The organism is Kribbella antiqua (assembly GCF_004345665.1).
GTDB classification, from domain to species: Bacteria; Actinomycetota; Actinomycetes; order Propionibacteriales; family Kribbellaceae; genus Kribbella; species Kribbella antiqua.
Genome location: NZ_SLWR01000009.1, coordinates 162,397 through 185,131, shown reverse-complemented (window position 1 = coordinate 185,131; position 22,735 = coordinate 162,397). Strand labels below are relative to the sequence as shown.

Sequence of the window (22,735 nt, the reverse complement as noted above, 5' to 3'; positions counted from 1 at the left end):
AAATACGTCCGGGTGGCGGTGTTACTCCGCCGGGGCCGGGACGATGTTGACGACGCGGCGACCGCGCCGGGTGCCGAACTCCACCGTGCCCTCGGCCAGCGCGAACAGGGTGTCGTCGCCGCCACGGCCGACCAGGTTGCCCGGGTGGAAGTGGGTGCCACGCTGGCGGACGATGATCTCGCCGGCGTTGACCAGCTGGCCGCCGTACCGCTTCACGCCGAGCCGCTGCGCGTTGGAGTCGCGACCGTTACGGGTCGACGCTGCTCCCTTTTTGTGTGCCATTTCTGATCAGCTCACTTCTTCTTGGCGTCGATCGCGGTGACCTTGACCTGGGTGTAGTGCTGACGGTGCCCCTGGCGCTTACGGTAACCGGTCTTGTTCTTGTACTTGAGGATGTTGATCTTGGGGCCCTTGGTGCGGCCCAGGACCTCGGCCGACACAGCCACCTTGGCCAGCGCGGCGGCGTCGGTCGTCACGGTGTCGCCATCGACGACGAGGACTGCGGGCAGCGAAACCGTCTCGCCGACCTGGTCCGTCAGGCTGTCGATCTCGATGACATCGCCGACGGCGACCTTCTGCTGGGTGCCGCCACTGCGCACGATCGCGTACACCGTGGATCTCACTCTCTGCTGGTTCGGAAGTTCTAACGGGGGCCTGCACAGACCTGCTAGCGGCCCACACAAACATGGCACGCGGAAGGCGCGCCGACGCTCAAGTTTACGGGTCCGCTCACAGACGGGTCAAACCGGGTCAATTGGCGCTCGTGACCAGCTCAGCAGCCTCAGCCGCCTCACCAGTCCCGTTGTCGCCTGCGTCACTCTTGCGTCGACTGCGCCGCCGCCGGGTCGTGCCGTTCTTGGCAGTCCCGTTCTGCTCGGCCGCCGCAGTCTCGGTTCCTTCGAGTACGACGGACGTCGCCTGACCGGCCGCGGCACCGCCGTCCGGGAACCCGGTCGCCTCCGGGCTCCCCGGCTGGTCGGCCTCCGCCGCCACCGGGTAACCCGTCGGCTCCGCCGTACCTGCCTCGGCTCCCGCCGTACCGCCGCCGGCTTCCGCCGTACCGGAGTCACCTGCGGGCTCGTCCGACTTCTTCGTATCCGCCAGAGCGGAAGCTGCGGCGATCTGGGCGACCTTCAGGGCGGCGTCCTTGTGCTGCGGGGCCTCCGGCTCGGTCTGCTCTTCCTCGGCGCGGCCCTTGCCCCGGCCGCGGCGACGGGAGGTCTTCTTGGCCGCCGTACCCTCGTCGGCGGCCGGCTTCTGCTCCTGGCCGTTGCCGTTGCGGCTGTCCCGGCGGCGCGATTCCTTGGGCTCGTCGTGCAGGATCAGCCCGCGGCCACCGCAGTGGTCGCAGTTCTCGCTGAACGCCTCGAGCAGGCCGGTGCCGATCCGCTTCCGGGTCATCTGGACCAGGCCGAGCGAGGTGACCTCGGCCACCTGGTGCTTGGTCCGGTCCCGGCCCAGGCACTCGACCAGCCGGCGCAGCACCAGGTCCCGGTTCGACTCCAGCACCATGTCGATGAAGTCGATCACGATGATGCCGCCGATGTCGCGGAGCCGGAGCTGCCGGACGATCTCCTCGGCCGCCTCCAGGTTGTTCTTGGTGACGGTCTCCTCGAGGTTGCCGCCGGAGCCGGTGAACTTGCCGGTGTTGACGTCGACGACCGTCATCGCCTCGGTCCGGTCGATGACCAGCGAACCACCCGACGGCAGCCAGACCTTGCGGTCCAGCGCCTTCTTGATCTGCTCGTCGATCCGGAAGTTCGCGAAGACGTCACCGTCGCCATTCCACTTCTCCACCCGGTCGGCCAGGTGCGGGGCGACGTCGGAGACGTACTCGCGGACCTGGTCGTACGCGTCGTCACCGGAGATCACCAGCTTGGTGAAGTCCTCGGTGAACAGGTCGCGGACCACCCGGATGAGCAGATCGGGCTCGCCGTGCAGCAATTGCGGGGACTGGCCGTTCTTCGACTTCTTGTCGATGTCGTCCCAGTACCGCTGCAGCCGGCTGACGTCGGCGGTCAGTTCCTCTTCGGTCGCGCCCTCGGCCGCGGTCCGGACAATCACGCCGGCCTCGTCCGGGACGATGTCCTTGAGGATGCCCTTCAGCCGGTTCCGCTCGGTGTCGGGCAGCTTGCGGCTGATGCCGCCGTTGCCGCCGCGCGGGACGTAGACGACGTACCGGCCGGGCAGGCTGATCTGGTTGGTCAGCCGGGCGCCCTTGTGGCCGATCGGGTCCTTGGTCACCTGGACCAGGACCGACTGGCCGGACTTGAGCACCTGCTCGATCTTGCGCGAGCCGTTGGACCCGCCGAGCGTGGCCCAGTCGACCTCACCGGCGTACAGGACGGCGTTGCGGCCCTTGCCGATGTCGATGAACGCGGCCTCCATGCTGGGCAACACGTTCTGCACCCGGCCGAGGTACACGTTGCCGATCAGCGAGACCTGCTCCTCCTGGGCGACGTAGTGCTCGACCAGGACGTTGTCCTCGGAGACGGCGATCTGGGTCAGGTCGCCGCGGGCGCGGATCACCATGGTCCGCTCGACCGACTCGCGCCGGGCCAGGAACTCGGCCTCGGTCACGATCGGCGCACGGCGGCGGCCGGCGGCGCGACCCTCGCGGCGGCGCTGCTTCTTCGCCTCCAGCCGGGTCGAGCCCTCGATCGCGGTGACCTCGTTGGCGGTGTTCTTGCTGCGCGGCTCCCGCACCCGTACGACGGTCTCGTCCGGGTCGTCGGGCGCCGAAGCGCTGTCCTCGCCCTTACGGCGACGGCGACGCCGGCGGCGCCGGGTCGACGAACCCGCGCCCTCGGCCTCGTCGTCGGCCTCAGCCTCGGCCTGGTCGTCGTCGGAGCCCTCGGCGGTCTGGTCGCCGGTCTCCTGCTCGTCGTTCTCGTCGTCGTCGGAGTGCTCGTCGGTGCTGTCGTCGCCGTTCTCGGCGTCACCGGACTTGCGGCGGCGACGGCCACCGCGGCGGCGACGGCGACGGCGGGTGCCCTCGCCACCTTCCTCGCCGTCCTCGGACTGCGCGCTGTCGCCGTCCTCGTCCTCGGTGGTGCCCTCGGCCGCCTCGACCACCGGCTCAGCCGCGGTCGCCTCTTCGGCGTCCCGGCTCTCGGTGTCGCGGCCCCGCCGGTTCCGGCGGCGGCGTGTGGTCGTCGGCTGCTCGTCGGCGCCCGGCTCAGCTTCTGGGGTCGCCTCGTCGGTCTCCGGCGTCGCCTCGACCGGGCTGGTCGCCGCGGCCTGCTTCGGAGCCTTCTCCGGTACGTCGGCCGTCGGCGCCTGGAACAGCACCGGAGCGGCAACCGGAGCCCGACGCCGCGTACGCCGCTGAGGCGCCTCGCCGTCACCCTCCGCAGCAGCGCCGCCACCGGCTCCTGTCACGCTCTCGACGGCCTGCGCGGCGCGGCCGCGGGCGCTCGCACGGCTGTCATCGGCCTGGGCCGCGTCGTCACCAGCGTGCGCGGCGGCCCGGCCACCGGCTGCCGTCGTACGGTCGCCGACTCCGGCTGCGCTGTCGGCGTCAGTCGCGCCGTCGGCGGCTGCGGACGTGGCGGAGCCTCCGTCCGAGTTGGCGCCACGGCCGCGGGAGCGGGTGCGGCGCGAGCGGGTGGAGCCGGACTGCGCTCGATCACCGGCTGACGAGTTGCCTGCCGCGTCGCCGGACGCCGGGGCGTCGGCCGCGGCTGCGTCGGCGACTGGGCCGTCGGTGACCGGGGTGTCCTCGGTGAGGAGGTCGGCCTGGGCGGCGGCCTTCTTGGTGGTGCGCTTGCGGGTGGTCTTCTTCGCGGGCGCCGGAGCGCTCTCCACGACCGGCCCACCATCGGCCGGGGTCTCAGCCTCGGCCAGCTCCGGGAACCCGTCCTGGGCTGCGGCCTTCTTCGCCGTACGCTTCGCCGGCGCCTTCTTCGCGGCTGTCTTGGCCGCGGTCGTCTTCTTGGCGACCGCCTTCTTGGCGGTCTTCTTCACCGGCGCCGGGTCGGCGGCCTCGCCGTCCGACTGCGTCGGCACGGCATCGGTGGGGACGCCGTCACCGGCAGCGGCGGCCTTCTTGGCCGTGCGCTTGCGGGTGGTGGTCGTCTTCTTGGCGGCAGCCTTCTTCGCGGTCTTGCGGGCGGCGGGCTGCTGCTCCTGGGCGGTGGCAGCCGTTTCGGCTGCTTCGGTAGTCGGCTCGTTGTCGAGCATGCGGTGCGGTTCTCCTCAAGCCCTGCGGCGCATCCTGCGACCCCTGTCACGGGTCCGGCGCGGCCGCCGAGCGGTCACGGTTCGCCACTTCCGGCATCGGTGCCGGCGCGGCGGAAGCCTGCTGGATCCGCTCCGCCCGTGCTCAGGGCTCGGAGGGAGCGGCGGCGTCGCCCTCCGCTGTATGCGTCTGGTGGTCGTCCGCCTGGCCGGTCGCGGTCGCCTGGGTGGCGTCGCGGTCACGAGCGAGCGGGTCGTCCACCGTGCCGGTCGCCGCGATAAGCGGGCCCTGGGCGAGCCTGGTCAGAAGAGCCGGGCCCGTCACCGGGAGCGCCGCTACCTCGAGCACACCGGCGAGAACGTCGTCGGGTCTCACGGCCGGGGTTCCGTGCCGTAACACCACTTGCAGTATCGCACACGTCGCAACCGGCGCCGGTTCGTCCGCGACCGCGAGTCGCAGAACGGCGTCCCGACAATCGAACGAGCGAAGCCCGCGTTTGGTCATGCGCTCGACCAGAATTTCCTCCCGGGCGAGGAACGCCTCGACCGCGCCGGCGGCCTGGTCCGGATCCACCCCTGGCAACGCGATCAGCCACTCGCTCGCCTCCAGCCGGTCGGCCAGCGAGCCGGACCCGGCGACGACCACCTCGAGCACGTCCAGCCCCGGCGGCAGCGCCTCGTCCAGGGCGGACCGCACCTGCTCGGCGTCCCGGGTCTGTGTGAGCGAAATCTCCAAATACTCCGCCTCGGATGCGGCTCCGGTCGGCGCGGCACCGGCGTACGAGATCTTCGGGTGCGGGCTGAACCCGTGCGAGAACGCCACCGGCAGCTCGGCCCGTCGGACAGCGCGTTCAAACGCTCGCTGGAAATCCCGGTGTGAGGTGAATCGCAGCCGCCCCCGCTTGGCGAACCGCACCCGCAACTTCTGTACGGCGGGTAACTGCTGCGACGGAGGAGCTTGAACAGGAGCCACAACCCCATTCTCTCAGGCCCATTCCGCCGGACCGCCCCGCCAGCCCTCAGAAGCCACCGCGCCCAGAACTCCCCGCCACCGAAGCCACCGTGCGCCGACGAACGCTCCGCGAGTGAAGCCACCATGCCCGAGGAGACCCGCCAGTGAAGTCACCGCGTCGAGTGTGGGCGCCGCGTCGCCGGAAAGGGCTTGCCGACGACAAGGTTGCCCCACTCGATGAGCTCAGGGTCGGGCCGCTCTCGAGCCGTGGCCAACCGCCCACATTTGATGGGTTGACCAGTCAAATGGCGGGTTCCCCGCTGGCATCCGAGGGGGGAACCCACCATCGGATGGGTGAACCCACCAAATGGCGGTGGATCCCCGTGGGTCAGGGGTGGGCGGCGGACTTACCGGCGAGGTAGAGGGACCAGGCGAGGACGACGAAGGCGGTCGTGTCGAGGGCGACGCGCACGGCGTTGAAGGAGCGCCAGCGGGATTCGTTGAAGGCGGCGCGGGCCGCGGCGACGTCGATGGTGTCGGGGTCTCCGGCCGCCTTGAGCGCGTCGTTGAGCGGGACGTTGACCGCCATCGTGATGATCGCCGTGATCAGGTTGAGCACGAACGCGATCGCGATCCAGACCAGAGCAGCCTCCCCCAGGCTGAACAGGCCGGCGAGCAGCGTGAACACCAGCGAGCCGAGGAACCCGAGGCCGAGGAAGAGCGGGTTGAGGATCGCCCGGTCGACCGCCTGGAACGCGGCGACGAAGGTCTTGTCGTCGGTCTTCGCAAGCCCCGGCATGAACGCGTTCGTGTAGATCGCGTACACGCCGGCCATCATTCCGGTCGTCACGGTCGCCAGGAGCAGCGCCACTACCCGCAGTCCGTCCATCTCAGTCCCCCTACAACTTGGCGCATTGGCTGGACCGTGGTCCGGACACCTGGTTCGGCGCCTGCAGGTTCACCGGCGCCGGTGCGTTGCCCGAGCAGCTCAACGGCCCGTCGACCGTATTCCCCGCCAGTACGGCGGCCTCCGTCGTACGCGCGCGGGTCACGGACACCGGCCCATCGACCGTGGTCCCGACAACTACCACGCTTCGGCTCACCCCGTCGATACTCAGCGGGCCGCCGACCGTGCTCCGCAGCAACTGGAGATCGGCGGCGCCATCCGCCCGAACCGGGCCCACGAACCGGGTGTCAGAGGCAACCAACGACGCCCCGGCGGCGACCAGAACAGGACCGTTGATCGTGGCATCGACCAGGCAGGTGACCCCGGAACGCAGGAACAGCGAGCCGTGCACACCCGTGATCGTGGACGTACAGGTAGGGGCCGGACGCAACAACGTCACGGCGAACTGGCGCGGCGCCCCGATGTTGCCGGAAGCATCGATGGCGCGGTACTCGACCTGATGGCGCCCGTACCCCGGTGGTACGTCGTCCCACGGCACCACCCGCGGCACGCCGAGCTTGCCGTAGACGAGCTGGTCGATCTCGGTCCCCTCAGCGGTGAACCGGAACGGCGCGGACGCGACGGTCGGCCAGCCGTAGTAGTTGTACCAACCGTCCCCGTCGACCCTGAACTCCGGTACGACGTACCCGGCGCTGTCGTCCGTCGCGGCGAGACCCATCGTGAACGCGTCGTTGTAGATGTACTCCGGCCGGCTGCAACCGGGAAGCTCGCCGCCACGGCTGCCATCACCGCCACCAGGGCCGTCCATCGCTTGGTCCTCACAAACCACACCCCCAGCGGACGGCGACACTGCCGTGAGCAGCTTACGAACTCACCGAGACCCGTGTCAGGACCTTCCGCGTGGCGACCTGCGCGCCAAGCAGGCTGTCGTGCGGCATCATGAGGGGTCGGGGAACAGTGAGGAAAGGACATCGATGACGGAACCGGCGCAGTCGCCGCGGCCCGAGCCGGACCGTGCGACCGGAGTGGATGACGCCGGTGACGGCGACGGCAAGGGCATCTACTGGGTGCTGAAGAACGTGCTGATCGGGCCGCCGGTCAAGCGCATCTTCCGGCCGAACGTGGTCGGCGCCGAGAACATCCCCGCCGAGGGCCCGGCGATCATCGCCAGCAACCACCTCTCGTACGCCGACTGGATCTTCATGCCGCTGGTGCTCCGCCGGCGGGTCACCTTCGTGGCGAAATCGGACTACTTCACCGGCGCCGGGATCAAGGGCCGGTTCCAGCGCGGCTTCTTCAAGGGCACCGGCCAGGTGCCGATCGACCGGTCCGGCGGCTCGGCGTCCGAGGGCGCGATGCGAGCCGGGATGAAGGTGCTCGAGCGCGGCGAGCTGTTCGGCATCTACCCCGAGGGCACCCGCTCGCACGACGGCCGCCTGTACAAGGGCCGGACCGGCGTCGCCCGGCTCGCCCTGGAGGCGAAGGTCCCGGTGATCCCGTGCGGCGTGATCGGCACCGACGTGATCGCCCCGCCCGGAAAGGTGGTCGCGTCGATGGCCTCCCCGACGGTGAAGTTCGGCGAGCCGCTGGACTTCTCCCGGTACGAGGGGATGGAGAGCGACCGGCTGATCCTGCGCGCCGTCACCGACGAGATCATGTACAAGATCATGGAGCTGTCCGGCCAGGAGTACATCGACATGTACGCCACCAAGGCCAAGCAGCTGGAGGGCCGCGCGGTCACCGGAGCACCCAAGAAGGTCCGCAAGACGAACACCTGATCCGTCTCCTGAGACAGGTGGGGTCTACCCTGGGAGATCGTGGACGGACCGATCGCTTACCAGGGTGAGCCAGGCGCCAATTCGGCCATGGCCTGCACCGAGATGTACCCGGACCGCGAGCAGCTGCCTTGTACGACGTTCGAGGACGCGCTCGAGGCGGTCAGCAGCGGTCGCGCCGGACTCGCGATGATCCCGGTGGACAACTCGATCGCCGGCCGGGTGGCGGACATCCACCACCTGCTGCCGGAGTCCGGTCTGCACATCGTCGGCGAGTACTTCCTGCCGATTCATTTCCAGTTGCTCGCCGTACCGGGTACGTCGATCGACCGGATCCGGACCGTCCGCAGCCACGTGCACGCCCTCGGGCAATGCCGCAAGATCATCCGCGAGCACGGCTGGTCGACCGTCGTCGCCGACGACACGGCCGGCTCGGCCCGCGAGGTCGCCGAACTGGCCGACCCGACCGTCGCGTCGCTGTCCCCCCGCGCCGCCGCTGAGCTGTACGGCCTGGAGACGCTGGCGAGCGACGTCGAGGACGAGCACCACAACACGACGCGCTTCCTGGTCCTGTCGCGTGAGCCCGAGGTCCCGCCGGTCGGTTCCGGCCCGATCATCACGAGCTTCGTCTACCGCGTCCGCAACGTCTCGGCCGCCCTCTACAAGGCCCTCGGCGGTTTCGCCACCAACGGCGTCAACATGACCAAGCTGGAGTCGTACCAGCTCGGCGGCATGTTCTTCGCCACCCAGTTCTACGCCGACATCGAGGGCCACCCGGACGATCCCAACGTCGCCCTGGCGCTGGAAGAGCTGGCCTTCTTCTCCGTCGAGGTCCGCCTGCTCGGCGTCTACCCCGCCCACCCCTTCCGCGCCGAAATCGCCGAACCTCTGGCCAACCGGGCCCTTCGTCCACACCACTAATTCACCCGCGATGTCCGGGATCCCGCACTAGGGTTCCCGGGTGCATATCGTGACGGTCGACGGCCGTGTCCGCCCCGTCGCCCAACGCACCATCTGGGAACTGACGCTCTAGATCCCCGCAGCGGACATGAGGCGGCCGATGTTGGCTGGGGCGAGGAATTCGGCTGGTGACAGGGTGCCTACCTGCATGCTGACGAAGTCGTCCATGGCCTCCTGGTTGCCGTGGATCGCGCCGAGCAACTGCTGCATCTCCGGCGGCGGAGGCTGCAGTGTCGCCAGTTGAGTGGTGAACTCGTACATCGGGAACACGTGCTCATCCCTGCTCGTCTGGTAGTCGGCCATCGCCACGTCGTACGCGCGCTTTCCCTCGAGCCACTCGTCGATCGCCGTACTGCAGAGCTCGGCATCGCGGAACGCGTCGCTGATGCCCTGCGCGGTGATCGGGTCCTTGTTGTAGCCGGCGTCGCCGACCAGCGCCCAGCCTGGTCCGGCCGGGGTCCGGAAGAAGTTCTCCACCGCGCCGCCGAGGAACGGCTCGACCCTGGTCGCGGCCCGGAACCGGGCGGCGAAGTCCGGCGCAAGCTCGACCGTCTTGGCGAAGCCGGCTTCGACGTCGGCCTTGAACTCCTGCGCCTGCGCGTGCGGCCAGCCCATGACCATCAGGGTCAGCCCGTCGTTGGTCGGGATCACACCCCAGCCTCGCTCCGGCCGGATGATGACCTCGAAACCATCCGTCGGCAGATCGCTGTAGAAGGCGTAGTACGCGTAGGCGAGTCTCGGCTTCTCGTGATAGCGCGGCGCATCGACCCAGCGGGCGACGTGCGAGTTGCGTCCGTCGGCTCCGACTACCACCCGCGCCCGTTCGACGACCGGCGTACCGTCCTCACTGTGTCCGCGGATGCCGGTCACGGTGCCGTCCTCGACCTCCAGACCGTCCACGTTGAACCGCTCGCGAACTTCGGCCCCGGCACGTGCCGCGGCGTCGACCAGGATCTTGTCCAGCAGGTATCGCCGCGGCGCGCACCCGGCCGAGCCGCCGCCGACGGGTCGCGAGGTGCCGGCGATCGTCACCGGCCCGAAGTCGAACGAGTACCGCTCGATCCAGGGACACCCGGTCGCGATCACTTCCTCGAGCAGACCCCATCGCCGCAAAGCCGCAACCCCCTGCGGCTGAATGACCAGCGTCGACAGCGTGTCACTCGGGAAGCCGGCCCGGTCGACCAGCAACACCCGATATCCCTTACGCGCCAGCAAGATCGCCGTCGGTGAGCCCGCACACCGAGCCCCCACCACAATCACGTCGTACGTCGTCCCCATCTCAACCACCCCCGACCCGATCCTCGCACCATCACCCCCACCGAGGAACACCATCGCCCCCACGCCCTTTTCCGGAAGGAAATTTGCACCTGGCGACCAAAAAGATCCGCAAAGAGCTGCCGTGCGGTGAGGTCTTGTGTGCGTGAGGTGAGCGGGTGGAAGGTGAGCGGAGAGCAATGGAATGGGGGCTGGTTGTTCTGTGGGGGAAGGCGGTAGGTGCCGTCTTCGATCGAGGGGTGGCTGGGGGATTCGTCGGTCCGGGATCGCGCGGTGCGCCTGGCCGCGCGTATCCGACCTGCTTGATGGCCCCCACGGGAGGGGGAGAGATGCCGAGGAAGGCCAACGGGAGAGCGGACAAGCACCGCGACGAGCATCGGATGCCGGGCGACGTACCGCCGGCCGGTGCCACGAACGGCCTGCCGAAATCCAACGGAATGCCCGGCGCACCGACCGGCGACCGAATGCCGGCGACCGGCATGAGCGGCGGCGCGGGCGCGGGCGGAGGCACGGGCAGCGGTACGACGGGTGGCGGGATGCCCGGTGGCGGCATGAGCGGCGGCGTGGGTGACGGCGGGATGCCGGGTGGCGGGATGACGGGCGGCGGCGGGGCCGGAGGTGCCGGTATGAGCGGCGGCGCCGGTGGTGACGACCGGACCGAGTACCCGACCCGGCGGCAATGCGGTGTGATGGATGTGCACCGGCGCCTGCTGTCCACCTCGCCGGAGTACGCCGCCGCTCGGTCGGCGCTGGAGAACGCGACCACCGATTTCGTCGCCCGCCAGGAGAGGTTCGCCGGCGTCGCGCGTATCCCGGTCGTCGTCCACGTGATCTGGAAGACTGCCGCGCAGAACATCTCACAAGCCCAGATCGACAGCCAGATCGACGTACTGAACCACGACTTCCGGGCGACGAACCCGGACCTGTCGATCGTGCCGGCGCCGTTCACCGGGCTGATCGCGGACGCGCGGATCCAGTTCCACCTGGCGACCGAGGACCCGGACGGCAACTCGACGACGGGCGTCACCCGGACCCAGACGAGCGCCAGCTCGTTCGGCACCGACGACCGGGTGAAGTCGAGTGCGACCGGCGGCCACGACCCCTGGCCGACCGACCGGTACCTGAACATCTGGGTCTGCCAACTCGGCAACGGCCTGCTCGGATATGCCCAGTTCCCGGGCGGTCCGGCGGACACCGACGGCGTCGTCATCCTGCACAGCGGCTTCGGCACCACCGGTACGGCGGCCGCACCGTTCAACCTCGGGCGTACGACGACGCACGAGATCGGCCACTACCTGAACCTGTTCCACATCTGGGGCGACGACGGCACCGGCTGCAGCGGCAGTGACGAGGTCGCCGACACCCCGAACCAGGCCGGCCCGAACTTCGGCGTACCGACGTTCCCGCACGTGACCTGCAGCAACGGGCCGAACGGCGACCTGTTCGTCAACTACATGGACTACACCGACGACCGCGGCATGGTGATGTTCACCGACGACCAGGTGGCCCGGATGGAGGCCTGCCTGGACACCGTCCGGTCCCCGCTGATCGAAAGCGGCGTCGCCGGTACGCCGGAACCGGCCGGCTCGGTGGTGTCGTGGGGTACGAACCGGCTGGACGCGTTCGTGCTCAGCACCGACCTGGCGATGTATCACAAGTGGTGGGACGGAGCGGCGTGGGGACCGTCCGTCAGCGGTTACGAGCACATGGGTGGTGTCTGTATGACTGCTCCGGAAGTCGCGTCCTGGGGACCGGACCGGCTGGACGCTTTCGTCCTCGGCACCGATCACGCGCTGTACCACAAGTGGTGGGACGGCTCAGCCTGGGGACCGTCACTCACCGGCTACGAGAACCTCGGCGGCGTCTGCCTGAGCCCGCCGCGGCTGGCCACCTGGGGACCGAACCGGCTGGACGCCTTCGTCCTCGGCACCGACCGCGGGCTCTACCACAAGTGGTTCGACGGGACCTCCTGGGGACCGTCCGACACCGGCTTCGAGTACCTCGGCGGCATCTGCATGAGCCCACCCGAAGTCGTTGCCTGGGGCACCGACCGGCTGGACGTGTTCGTCCTCGGCACCGACAACGCGGTGCACCACAAGTGGTGGGACGGCTCGAACTGGGGGCCGTCGGCGGTCGACTTCGAGAGCCTCGGCGGCGTCTGCGCCTCCCCGCCGCGGGTCGTTGCGTGGGGCGAGAACCGCCTGGACCTGTTCGTCATCGGCACCGACTCCGCGCTGTACCACAAGTGGTACGACGGCTCGGCCTGGTCCGACTTCGAGAACCTCGGCGGCGTCTGTACGACGGCTCCGACGGTTGTCTCGTGGGACGCGAACCGGCTGGACGTGTTCGTGCTCAGCACGGATTCGGCGCTCTACCACAAGTGGTACGACGGCTCGGCCTGGTCCGGCTGGGAGGCTCTGGGCGGCATCTGCACCGACGAGCCACGCGTGGTCTCGTGGGGCCCGAACCGGCTGGACGTCTTCGTCACCGGCACCGACAAGCAGCTCTACCACAAGTGGTGGGACGGCTCGGCCTGGTCGCCGTCGCTCACTGACTACGAACCGCTGGGTGGAGTCATCAGCGACTTCAAGGTGACCATCCCCGAAACGATGCCGGCAGCAACGATCGAACAGGTGGTGCTGAGCTGACCCGCACCAAAGGACGGTGGACGCACTCGTTCGAGGAGGACCACGACGGGATCAGCGTCTACCGCCGGGACGACTTCGCCTTCCCGCCGGCCCGCGGCCGGCGGGGGGTGGAGTTCCGTCCGGACGGAACCCTCGTCGAATGGGCGCTCGGCCGCGCCGACGTACCCGAAGCCAGGCCGGCCGGCCGCTGGGAACCGAACGGCCTGATCACCCGCAGCTCAGGCGGAAGCGCCCGGATCATCAAGGCCGAGCCCGACCGCCTCGAGATCATCTGGCAGGACTGACATGAGTGCTGTGCGCTATCTCGTCGTACCGACTGCTGATGCTGCTGATGGTGCGCAGTCGGCGCGGTTCGGGGACAAGACCCTCCTCTGGGTCCCGGCCGACCAACGCCTCGGCCGGGCCTCCCGGACCGCACCCGGCCTGCTGCTCGTCACGCAGGTGGGCCGGAGTTTCCAGGACGACTTCCCGGACGTGACGCCGTTGCTGGACCACGGCCGCCACCTGGTGATCTCGTCCGCCGACAAACCCCGCCGCCGCTCCACCACCTGCTGGCGGGTCGAGCCGTTGCGCGCCGGTACGACGATTGTCGACAATCCTCCGCTAGTCGCGGCGAGGGTGGATCCGGCTGTGGCCGACCTGGTCGGCGCATTGTCGCCCACGTCGTACCGGGCGGATCTGACGTGGTTCGCGAGTCTTCCGACGCGGCACTCGTTGAGTCCGTCGTTCGGCACCGCAGTCGACTTTGCCGCCGCCCGGATGATTGCCCTCGGCTACAGGGTCACCCGGACTCAGATCACCGTAGGCGCGGGTCATTCGGAGAACCTGATCGGCGACCGGGCCGGATCAAGCTCGGACCCCGGGCTGGTCCTGATCACGGCACATCTGGATTCGATCAACCTCGCCGGCGGCCCGGCCGCATCCGCACCCGGCGCCGACGACAACGCGAGCGGCTCGGCCGGTGTGCTCGAGCTCGGGCGACTGCTCGCGACGCAGCGGTGGCAGCACGACGTACGGCTGATCCTGTTCGGCGGCGAGGAGGAAGGGCTGTTCGGCAGCAAGCAGTACGTCGCCTTGCTGCCGCCGGCCGACCGGTCGAGGATTCGCGCCGTACTCAACATGGACATGATCGCGGCGAAGAACACGGCTGTGCCGACTGTGCTGCTGGAGGGTGCGCCGGTGTCGTCGGGTCAGATGACGGACCTCGCGACGGCGGCTGCGACGTACACCGGGTTGAAGGTGGAGACTTCGCTGAACCCGTTCGCGAGCGACCATGTGCCGTTCATCAACGCAAGGATTCCCGCGGTGCTGACGATCGAGGGCGCGGACAGCGCGAACGGTCATATCCATTCGGCTTCCGACACGGTGGACTTCCTGGACTGGGCGTTGGCAGCCGAGATTCTCCGGATGAACGTGGCCGCGCTGGCCGGCTGGCTCGAGCCGGTTGTTCCGGCGACCCGGCCGCGACCTGCTGGTTCCGTGGTCTCCTGGGGTCCGGGCCGGCTCGACGTGTTCGCGGTCGGCATGGATTCGGCCTTGCACCACACGGCCTTCGACGGGACTTGGCACGACCTCGAGTCGCTTGGCGGTTCTATAAGCTGACGCCCGTGTGGAGCGGATGCCTGAATGCGCGTGATGTTGGCGGGCTTCCGACCCGGTACGGCGTACCGACACGCGCGGGGGCGGTGCTTCGGACCGACTCGCTGGACAACCTGGATCAGGATGGCCTGGAGGCATTCGTTGCCGTCGGCGCCGGTTTGGTGCTGGATCTGCGGTCCGACTGGGAGCTGACGCAACCACATCCGCTCGACGGCTCGGCGTCGTACCAGCGGATTCCGTGGATCGATGACGTCGCCGATGCGGAGCGGGATCCAGCGGCCGAGCGGGTGCTGGCCGACCTCTACCGTGGCAGTCTCGACCGGAACCGTCGGCAGATCGCGAAGGCGCTTCGGGCGGTGACCGCGGCGCCGGTCGACGCGCCCGTGGTGGTGCATTGCAAGTCCGGCAAGGACCGGACTGGCCTGCTGATCGCCTTGCTGCTCGACCTGGTCGGCGTACCGCGGGAAGTGATCGCGGACGACTATGCGGTGAGCGAGGAACTGCTCGGCATCCCGGCTCGGCTCGCCGAACTGCCGGAGGACGAACGACCTGCGGCGGCGTTCTACTCGCGGACGCTGCCGTCGACAATCCTCGATTCGCTCGATCACCTCGATCACGCGTACGGCGGTGTGCGGTCCTATCTCGGCGCACTTGGACTCTCCGACGCTGAGATCCACCAACTGGCGACGCGGCTGGTGGAGGTCGACGTACAGGCTGTGTGACAGAAGCCGCGTTGGCCGGTGCCGACTTCGTTCTGGGCAGCGCTGACGAGCTCTTGCTCACCGAGCTGCTATTGGATGTCGTAACCGACTGCCTTAGTCTGGCTACTTCCTGTAAGTTTCTCACCACTGGGGACCGCATGAAGAAGCTCCTGGGCGCAGCCCTCACCAGCACTCTCGCCCTCGCCGGCCTGACGGTCGGCACACCCGCACAGGCGTCGACGCAGGCGTGCGACCTGGTCACCGCGCAGAGCGTCGGCTACAGCGCGCTGATGCTGTACGTCGGCGTCGGACTCGAAGGTTGTTCGAACAGCGTGACCGAGGTCAGCGTCGAGCTGCAGAAGGGATCGAGCGCCGCCGGGCCGTTCACCACTGTTGCCGAGAACTACGCCTACTCCGGCGGCGCCGCCTGGTTCGACGAGGGAACCGGCTGCGGCTACTACGTCGGCGTAGCCCACTGGCAAGACCAGAGCGAGACCACTCCCAAACCGACGTACTACTGCAACTGACCTCGCCCAGGACTGCAGGGTCTCGTCCGGGAGGCGTCACCCACTCGTTTCGGCAGGGCAAACTCCGCGAACCGGTCGGACCGGGCAACGAGCACGGCCACGGGATTGTGCCGGTTCGCGGAGGGGTGGGGCGCTGCCGTCAGACGACCGAGAGTGGGAGGAGTTTCTTGCCGGTGGGGCCGATTTGGATTTCGGTGCCCATCTGGGGGCAGACGCCGCAGTCGAAGCACGGGGTCCAGCGGCAGTCCTCGACCTCGATCGCGCCGTCCTCCTCGAGCGAGTCCTGCCAGTCCTCCCAGAGCCAGTCCCGGTCCAGGCCGGAGTCGAGGTGGTCCCAGGGCAGCACTTCGGCGTACTCGCGTTCGCGCGTCGTGTACCAGGCGAGATCGACCGGCTCGCCGGCGAGCGCCTTCTCGGTCGCCTCGACCCAGCGGTCGAAGGAGAAGTGCTCGCTCCAGCCGTCGAACCGGCCGCCGTCGCGCCAGACCTGCTCGATCACCCGGCCGACCCGGCGGTCGCCGCGGGACAGCAGGCCCTCGATGATGCCGGGCTTGCCGTCGTGGTACCGGAAGCCGATCGCCTTCGCGTAGTTCCGGTCCGAGCGGATCGCGGCGGCGAGCTTCGACAGCCGCGCGTCGGTTTCCTCCGCGCCGAGCTGCGAGGCCCACTGGAACGGCGTGTGCGGCTTCGGCACGAACCCGCCGATCGACACCGTGCAACGGATGTCGCGCCGCCCGGACACCTCACGACCGGTCGCGATCACCTTCTTCGCCAGATCCGCGATCGCGAGTACGTCCTCGTCCGTCTCGGTCGGCAGGCCGCACATGAAGTAGAGCTTCACCTGCCGCCAGCCGTGGCTGTACGCCGCCGCGACGGTCCGGATCAGGTCCTCCTCGGTGACCATCTTGTTGATCACCTTGCGCATCCGGTCCGACCCGCCCTCCGGGGCGAAGGTCAGGCCACTGCGCCGGCCGTTGCGGGAGAACTCGTTGGCCAGCGTGATGTTGAACGCGTCGACCCTTGTCGAAGGCAACGACAGCGACACGTTGCTGCCCTCGTACCGGTCCCCCAGGCCCTTGGCGACCTCGCCGATCTCGCTGTGATCCGCGGACGACAGGCTCAGCAGCCCAACCTCCTCGAACCCGGACTGCTTCAGCCCGTTCTCGACCATGTCGCCGATCGTGGTGATGCTGCGCTCCCGGACGGGCCGGGTGATCATCCCGGCCTGGCAGAAGCGGCAACCGCGCGTACAACCGCGGAAGATCTCCACCGAGTACCGCTCGTGCACGGTCTCGGCCAGCGGGACCAGCGGCTTCTTCGGGTACGGCCAGGCGTCCAGGTCCATCACCGTGTGCTTCGCGGTCCGCCACGGTACGCCGGTCCGGTTCGGCGCGACGCGCTTGATCCGGCCGTCAGTGAGGTACTCGACGGTGAAGAACTTCGGGATGTAGACACCGCCGGACGCGGCCAGGCGCATCAGCACCTCGTCGCGGCCGCCCGGGCGGCCCTCGTCCTTCCACTCCCGGATCACGTCGGAGATCGCAAGTACGATCTCCTCGCCGTCACCCAGTACGGCGGCGTCGATGAAGTCGGCGATCGGCTCCGGGTTGAACGCGGCGTGCCCGCCGGCCAGCACGATCGGGTCCTCGTCGGTCCGGTCGACGGCGTACAGCGGGATGCCGGCCAGGTCGAGCGCGGTCAGCATGTTGGTGTAGCCGAGCTCGGTCGAGAACGACAGCCCGAAGACGTCGAACGCCCGTACCGGCCGGTGACCGTCCAGGGTGAACTGCGGGATGCCGTTGTCCCGCATCACCTTCTCCATGTCCGGCCAGACGGAGTACGTCCGCTCGGCCAGGATGTGATCCCGCTCGTTCAGCACCTCGTACAGGATCTGCACGCCCTGGTTGGGCAGCCCGACCTCGTACGCGTCCGGGTACATCAGCGCCCAGCGCACACTGACCGAATCCCAGTCCTTACTGACCGAGTTCAGCTCACCACCGACGTACTGGATCGGCTTCTGCACCTGCGGCAACAACGCCTCCAGGCGCGGGAACAGCGATTCGACAGTCATCCCAAACTTCCGGTCAGCAAGCAGATCGCCTACCAGGTTAATACCGGCCGGTCGTGCACAGAGAATCCAGACGCATTTCAGCTCAAGTGGGCGAGGAGGAGGGGGTTGATGACGTCGGGGTGGGTGTAAGTGACGAGGTGGGCGGCGTTTTCGATGATTTCGAGGTGGGCGCCGGGGATGGCAGTGGCTAGCGGGATGACCGTCTCGGGCGGGATCGAGGCGTCCTGTTCGGCGGTGACGAGCAGCACCGGCGCGGTGATGTCGGCGAGTTTGTCGCGGAGGTCCATTGCGCCGAGGGCCTCGCAGCAGGCGGCGTAGCCCTCGTCCGGCGTGTTGAGGAGTTGCTCGCGGATGGCGTCGGTACTGGTGAAGTCCGGTAGGAACCAGCGGCCGAGAGTCAGCTCGGTGATCGCCTGCGTTCCCTCGGCGCGGACGGTGGCCGCGCGGTCGGTCCACATCTGGGCACCGGCGGCCGGCCAAGCCGGCGGGCACAGCAGCGCGAACCGGTGGAACCGCTCCGGTGCGTTCTCGGCCAGCCACAAGCCGACCGCCCCACCGAGCGAGATCCCGACGTACGACGCCTGCTCGACGCCGAGCGTGTCGAGCAACTCGACGACGTCCCCGCCGAGGTCGTCGATCGTGTACGGCCCGGGCGGCACCTCCGACTCGCCATGGCCCCGGTGGTCGAACGCGATCACCCGGAACCGCTCCGCGAGTACGTCGATCTGCGGGGCCCACATCGCATGCGTCACCCCGAGTGACGACCCCAACAGCACAACCGGCGCGTCCCCGGCCCCGCTCTCCACGTAGTTGAGTCGCATAGGGCCCACCTTAGTAACGGCCCCGCGTCGGAGCGTCTAGCGGTAGAGCGGGAGGGCTCCGGTGAGGGAGTCGACAGTGGGGCGGGGGCCGTAGAGGGCCAGGCCGAGGTATTCGATGTCTTCGGCTTTGGTGCCGCTGAGGGTGGCGGACATCTGGTCGTAGGTGCGGGATCGCTGGGCGACCTGGTTCATGTCGTGGACGGTGACGCCGTCGCGGGCGGCTGCCTGGGTGCGGAGGTCGTGCAGTTGCTCGGCGGAGGCACGCAGAACGGGAATCGGGTGGGCGCACATGCCGGTGTGGGGGTTGCCCGTCGCGTCCACGGTGTCGTGGCCGACCACCTCGTCGTGGTGGTGGCCGAGGGCTACGCCGAGCAGCGCGGCAGTGTTCAGGGCGACGCCGACCGGCGCATCGGCCGCGATCACCACAACCATCTTGTTCGTCAGCACGGGACAGAACCTAGCCGCCTGCACAGCCGATCGCCGCTTCAACCGAACATCGTTCGGCGATCATGCGAAACTTCCTGGCATGGACGAACTTGATACGGCGCTCCTGCGGATGCTGCAGAACGACGCGCGCCGGACCAACCGGGACATGGCCGCCGAGCTCGGCATCGCGCCGTCCACCTGCCTGGAACGGATCCGCGGCCTGCGCGACCGCGGCGTGATCAGCGGGTACCACGCGGAGGTCGACCTGAAGGCGATCGACCGGTCCACCCAGGCGATCATCTCGATCAAACTCCGCCCCCAGGCGATGGCGGTCGCGACCGCGTTCCAGGACTACGTGAACAAGCTGCCCGAAACCCTGGCGATGTTCATGGTCTCCGGCGCCTCCGACTTCCTCGCGCACGTCGCGGTCAAGGACACCCAGGCGCTTCGCGATCTCGTCCTCGCGCTGGCGAAACGCCAGGAGATCGCCGACATCCGAAGTTCCGTCGTCTTCGAGCACCACCGCCGTACGACGATCATGCCGCTCAACTCCTGAGCGCCGAGAACTTCTTCGGATTGGCGTGACAGGTGGGCGTGTGACGGCGCTCAGCGGGCCGGGCTCAGAACTGGTGGGAGCGGAGGTGGATGTTCTCCAGCAGGCCGACCGCCAGGAGGCAGGCGAACATCGAGGAACCGCCGTAGGACACGAACGGGAGCGGAAGGCCGGTGACCGGCATGATGCCCAGGGTCATGCCGATGTTCTCGAAGGCCTGAAAGGCGAACCAGCAGACGATCCCGGTCGCGACCAGCCGGCCGAAGGCGTCGCGCGCGTTCACGGCAATCCGCAGCCCGCGCAGCAGCACCAGCGCGAACAGCGCGATGATCGCGCCGGCCCCGATCAGGCCGAGCTCCTCCCCTGCCACCGTGAAGACGAAGTCGGTGTGCTGCTCCGGGACGAAGGCGTTCTGTGTCTGACTGCCGTGGAATAGTCCCTGGCCGAAGATCCCGCCGTTGCCGATCGCGATCCGGGCCTGGTTCACGTTGTAGCCGATGCCCTGCGGGTCCTGCGACGGATCTGCGAACGCGATGAAGCGGGACAGCTGGTACTCCTTGAGCACATGCAGCTGGATCGCCAAGGTCGCGACCACGACGCCGGCGGTAACGAGCCCGAGCATCCACCGCTTCGGTACGCCGGACACCGCGATGATCCCGAACACGATCGACCCGAGCACCATCACCGTGCCCAGGTCGGGTTGCAGCATCACCAGGATCACCGGTACGGCGGCGACTGCGATCGCCTGCGCGACGTCGACGGTCCGGGCGGTGTCGTGGTGGTCGGTCTCACCCTTCTCCGCGATCAGCAGCGCCATCCCGACAATGACCGCCAGCTTGGCGAACTCACTCGGCTGGATCGACATCCAGGGCAGCTGGATCCACGACCGCGACCCGTTGATCACCGCGCCGACCCCTGGCACGAGAACCAGGATCAGCCCGACGATCGAGGCGGCGTACAGAACCGGGGCGAGGATGCGGACCCGGCGGTGGTCGGTGACAGCGGCACCGATCGCGAGCACCAAGCCGATGGCGAAGTTGAGCGCGTGCCGGGCCAGGAAGGCGTACTGGTTCCCGCCGGTGAGCGACGTCCGCCCGTGGGTCGCCGACCAGATCAGCACCGCGCCGATCGACGACAACGCGAGTACGCCGAGCACGAGCACCCAGTCGACGTGCCACACGGTCGACCGCCGGTCCATCCGCGGCCGGATCCGCATCGGAGTCAGCAGCGCCATGATCGCGCCCTCATTGCGTCGGCTTCTTCTGCTCTTCGGATGGTTCGGGCTTGATGTTGTAGAGCGTCTCGTAGATCTTCCGCACCGCCGTACCGCCGGCGCCCGAACCCGTGCCGGCCTGGCTGATCATCATCACCACGGCATACCGATCCGTGTACGACGCCATCCACGACGTGGTCTGCTTCCCGTAGACCTCGGCCGTACCGGTCTTGGCCCGGATCTGCACCTGGTCGACCGGGAACCCGTTGAACTTCCACGCCGCCGTACCGGACTTGACCGTCTCTTTCAGCGAGCGGTCGATGTACTGCAGCGTCCCCGGCGACACCGGCAGCTTCGCCTTGACCGTCGGCTTGATCTCGTGCGACTTGCCGTTCGCGCCGATCCACGACTGGACCACCCGTGGCTCGTACAGCGTGCCGCCGTTCGACAGCGCCGCATAGACCGTTGCCAGCTGCAACGGCGTGACCGTGGTGTCGCCCTGGCCGATGGCGAAGTTCACCGCATCACCGGCGCGGTACTTGTACCCGTCGACGCAGAACTCGCGGGAGAACTGCTTCAGGAACGACGACGTCCCGGCCGGTGGGTTGGCCGCGATCTTGCAGTAGTAGTCCTTCTGCGCGTCGTAGTACTCCTTCTTCCACTTCCGGTCGGCAATCCGGCCGCTGACCTCACCGGGCAGGTCGATCCCGGTCGGCTTGCCGAGGCCGAACTTCTGCGCCATCTGGACCAGCGGGTCGCGAGTGTTGACGTCGCTGGAGTTGCCGCCCTCCTTGAGCCAGAGGGCGTAGGCGATCCGGTAGAAGAAGGTGTCGCAGGACAGCGACAGCGCCTTGTCGAACCCGATCATCCCGTACGACGCGGACTCGTAGTTCTTGAACCGGCGGTTGCCGACCTCGAAGTACGGCGAGCAGTCCAGCCGGGTCTTCGTGGTGTAGCCGGCACTCATCGCGGCGGCGGTGGTGATCGGCTTGAAGGTCGAGCCGGGGGCTAGCTGACCCTGCAGAGCACGCGACACCAGCGGCGTACCGGACTCGGGTGAGTAGAGCGCGTCCAGCTCGCGCTGGGTGATACCGCCGACCCACACACCTGGGTCGTAGCTCGGGTAGCTCGCCATCGCGACGATCCGGCCGGTGTGGGTGTCCATCACGACCGCGGCGCCGGAGTCGGCGACGTACTTGCGCTTGGTGATCTTGTCGTACTGCTTCCGCGCGGTCAGGATCGCGCTGCGCAGCTGCGTCTCCACCGACGCCTGGATCCGCGCGTCGATGCTCGTCACCAGCGTCGCGCCGGGCACTGGGGCGGTCTGCTTCTGGACGCCGGTGGTGTACCCGACGGCGTCGACGATGACGTCCTTCACCCCCGGCGTACCGCGCAGGAGCTTGTCGTACTCGCGCTCGACACCGGCCCGGCCGACGAGGTCTGAGCGATGCGGGACGGAGTCCTGGCCGGACTTGTCCAGCTCTGCCAGCTCTTCGGTGGTGATCGGCGACAGGTAGCCGAGGATGTGCGCGGCGTTCACGTGGAACGGCGCCGGGTACGCGCGCAGTGCCTGGGAATCGGCGGCGACACCCGGGAAGTCCTCCCGGCGCTCCATCACCTCGATCGCGACCTGCTCACTGACATCCTTCGCCACCGGAATCGGCTGGTACGGCGTCCCGTTCCAGCAGGCGGGTGGTTTCGACGCACCCGGCTCGCCGCACAGCATCGTCCGGGCCTTGAGGTCCTTCGGCTTCTGCCCGAGCACCTTCGCCAGCCGGGCGATCACCGCGCTCTGCTGCGAGTCGGGCAGCTTCGCCAGCACCGAGCGGTCGACCGTGATCACCAGCGACACCCGGTTGCCGACGAGCGTGCGGCCCTTCGAGTCGACGATCGTCCCGCGCGGCGCAGGAATCAGCACCTGGCGCGTGTGGTTCTGCGTGGCGGCCTGGGTGTAGTCCTCGCTCGACATCACCTGCATGTACCAGAGCCGCGCGAACAACGTGCAAAACAAAGAGAAAACCAGCACGCCGATCACAAACAACCGCAGACGTGCTTTGAGAGGTGCCTCAAGCCCGTCGAAGCTCATGCCTCTCCTCCGCTGTGGTGCAGGGAAGGAGAAGAACAAGGT

At 68.5% G+C, this 22,735-nt stretch carries 20 protein-coding genes; 8 read left to right on the top strand and 12 right to left on the bottom strand.

What is annotated here, in order from left to right; translation table 11 throughout:
- Positions 1–21: 21 nt before the first annotated feature.
- The 6 genes from rpmA to EV646_RS25300 all read right to left on the bottom strand — a co-directional run bounded on the left by rpmA (position 22) and on the right by EV646_RS25300 (position 6,846).
- Positions 22–282, bottom strand: coding sequence for a 50S ribosomal protein L27 (gene rpmA / locus EV646_RS25325; RefSeq protein ID WP_132152713.1), 261 nt, complete (start codon positions 280–282; stop codon positions 22–24).
- Between the two features lie 11 nt (positions 283–293).
- Positions 294–611 carry a 50S ribosomal protein L21 gene (gene rplU, locus EV646_RS25320; RefSeq protein WP_132153148.1) on the bottom strand — a complete coding sequence of 106 codons (318 nt, stop codon included), beginning with the start codon at positions 609–611 and terminating at the stop codon, positions 294–296.
- 139 nt (positions 612–750) lie between these two features.
- Positions 751–4,182 carry an Rne/Rng family ribonuclease gene (locus EV646_RS25315; protein ID WP_199237181.1) on the bottom strand — a complete coding sequence of 1,144 codons (3,432 nt, stop codon included), beginning with the start codon at positions 4,180–4,182 and terminating at the stop codon, positions 751–753.
- Positions 4,183–4,324: 142 nt separating this feature from the next.
- Positions 4,325–5,152: a TIGR03936 family radical SAM-associated protein gene (locus EV646_RS25310; protein ID WP_132152711.1), complete on the bottom strand. Its 828-nt coding sequence runs from the start codon at positions 5,150–5,152 to the stop codon at positions 4,325–4,327.
- Positions 5,153–5,519: 367 nt separating this feature from the next.
- Positions 5,520–6,020 (bottom strand): anthrone oxygenase family protein, encoded by a 501-nt coding sequence (locus EV646_RS25305; protein WP_132152709.1) that lies wholly within the window; start codon positions 6,018–6,020, stop codon positions 5,520–5,522.
- A 10-nt stretch (positions 6,021–6,030) separates the two neighbouring features.
- On the bottom strand, positions 6,031–6,846 hold the full coding sequence (locus EV646_RS25300) for a hypothetical protein (RefSeq protein WP_241996315.1): 816 nt from the start codon (positions 6,844–6,846) through the stop codon (positions 6,031–6,033).
- Between the two features lie 166 nt (positions 6,847–7,012).
- On the opposite strand from EV646_RS25300, the gene EV646_RS25295 reads away from it, so the two are divergent.
- A complete protein-coding gene (locus EV646_RS25295; protein ID WP_132152707.1) occupies positions 7,013–7,816 on the top strand; it encodes a lysophospholipid acyltransferase family protein in 804 nt (267 codons plus the stop codon).
- Between the two features lie 39 nt (positions 7,817–7,855).
- Positions 7,856–8,734, top strand: coding sequence for a prephenate dehydratase (locus EV646_RS25290; RefSeq protein WP_132152705.1), 879 nt, complete (start codon positions 7,856–7,858; stop codon positions 8,732–8,734).
- Positions 8,735–8,842: 108 nt separating this feature from the next.
- Here EV646_RS25290 and EV646_RS25285 read toward each other — a convergent pair whose 3' ends face one another.
- Positions 8,843–10,051: an NAD(P)/FAD-dependent oxidoreductase gene (locus EV646_RS25285; protein WP_132153137.1), complete on the bottom strand. Its 1,209-nt coding sequence runs from the start codon at positions 10,049–10,051 to the stop codon at positions 8,843–8,845.
- 326 nt (positions 10,052–10,377) lie between these two features.
- Here EV646_RS25285 and EV646_RS25280 point away from each other — a divergent pair, with 326 nt between their 5' ends.
- The 5 genes from EV646_RS25280 to EV646_RS25265 all read left to right on the top strand — a co-directional run bounded on the left by EV646_RS25280 (position 10,378) and on the right by EV646_RS25265 (position 15,523).
- The gene (locus EV646_RS25280; protein ID WP_241996314.1) at positions 10,378–12,696 is read left to right on the top strand and encodes a DUF8189 domain-containing protein; all 2,319 of its coding nucleotides are present in this window, start codon (positions 10,378–10,380) and stop codon (positions 12,694–12,696) included.
- 107 nt (positions 12,697–12,803) lie between these two features.
- Positions 12,804–12,980, top strand: coding sequence for a hypothetical protein (locus EV646_RS38955; RefSeq protein ID WP_158291015.1), 177 nt, complete (start codon positions 12,804–12,806; stop codon positions 12,978–12,980).
- A gap of 1 nt (position 12,981) precedes the next feature.
- Complete coding sequence (locus EV646_RS25275; RefSeq protein WP_132152703.1) at positions 12,982–14,298, top strand: M28 family metallopeptidase; 1,317 nt, start codon at positions 12,982–12,984, stop codon at positions 14,296–14,298.
- A gap of 5 nt (positions 14,299–14,303) precedes the next feature.
- On the top strand, positions 14,304–15,017 hold the full coding sequence (locus EV646_RS25270) for a tyrosine-protein phosphatase (RefSeq protein WP_158291014.1): 714 nt from the start codon (positions 14,304–14,306) through the stop codon (positions 15,015–15,017).
- A 137-nt stretch (positions 15,018–15,154) separates the two neighbouring features.
- On the top strand, positions 15,155–15,523 hold the full coding sequence (locus tag EV646_RS25265; protein WP_132152702.1) for a hypothetical protein: 369 nt from the start codon (positions 15,155–15,157) through the stop codon (positions 15,521–15,523).
- 139 nt (positions 15,524–15,662) lie between these two features.
- On the opposite strand, the gene EV646_RS25260 is transcribed toward EV646_RS25265, so the two are convergent.
- From EV646_RS25260 to EV646_RS25250, 3 genes are all read right to left on the bottom strand, one after another.
- Positions 15,663–17,594: a TIGR03960 family B12-binding radical SAM protein gene (locus tag EV646_RS25260; protein ID WP_132152700.1), complete on the bottom strand. Its 1,932-nt coding sequence runs from the start codon at positions 17,592–17,594 to the stop codon at positions 15,663–15,665.
- Positions 17,595–17,671: 77 nt separating this feature from the next.
- A complete protein-coding gene (pcaD, locus tag EV646_RS25255; RefSeq protein ID WP_132152698.1) occupies positions 17,672–18,415 on the bottom strand; it encodes a 3-oxoadipate enol-lactonase in 744 nt (247 codons plus the stop codon).
- A 36-nt stretch (positions 18,416–18,451) separates the two neighbouring features.
- Complete coding sequence (locus tag EV646_RS25250) at positions 18,452–18,862, bottom strand: DUF2000 domain-containing protein (RefSeq protein ID WP_132152696.1); 411 nt, start codon at positions 18,860–18,862, stop codon at positions 18,452–18,454.
- Between the two features lie 79 nt (positions 18,863–18,941).
- On the opposite strand from EV646_RS25250, the gene EV646_RS25245 reads away from it, so the two are divergent.
- The gene (locus EV646_RS25245) at positions 18,942–19,397 is read left to right on the top strand and encodes an Lrp/AsnC family transcriptional regulator (RefSeq protein ID WP_132152694.1); all 456 of its coding nucleotides are present in this window, start codon (positions 18,942–18,944) and stop codon (positions 19,395–19,397) included.
- A 64-nt stretch (positions 19,398–19,461) separates the two neighbouring features.
- On the opposite strand, the gene rodA is transcribed toward EV646_RS25245, so the two are convergent.
- Both rodA and mrdA read right to left on the bottom strand, forming a co-directional pair.
- Positions 19,462–20,628 carry a rod shape-determining protein RodA gene (gene rodA, locus EV646_RS25240; RefSeq protein WP_132152692.1) on the bottom strand — a complete coding sequence of 389 codons (1,167 nt, stop codon included), beginning with the start codon at positions 20,626–20,628 and terminating at the stop codon, positions 19,462–19,464.
- Positions 20,629–20,638: 10 nt separating this feature from the next.
- Complete coding sequence (gene mrdA / locus EV646_RS25235; protein ID WP_132152690.1) at positions 20,639–22,693, bottom strand: penicillin-binding protein 2; 2,055 nt, start codon at positions 22,691–22,693, stop codon at positions 20,639–20,641.
- Between the last annotated feature and the right edge of the window lie 42 nt (positions 22,694–22,735).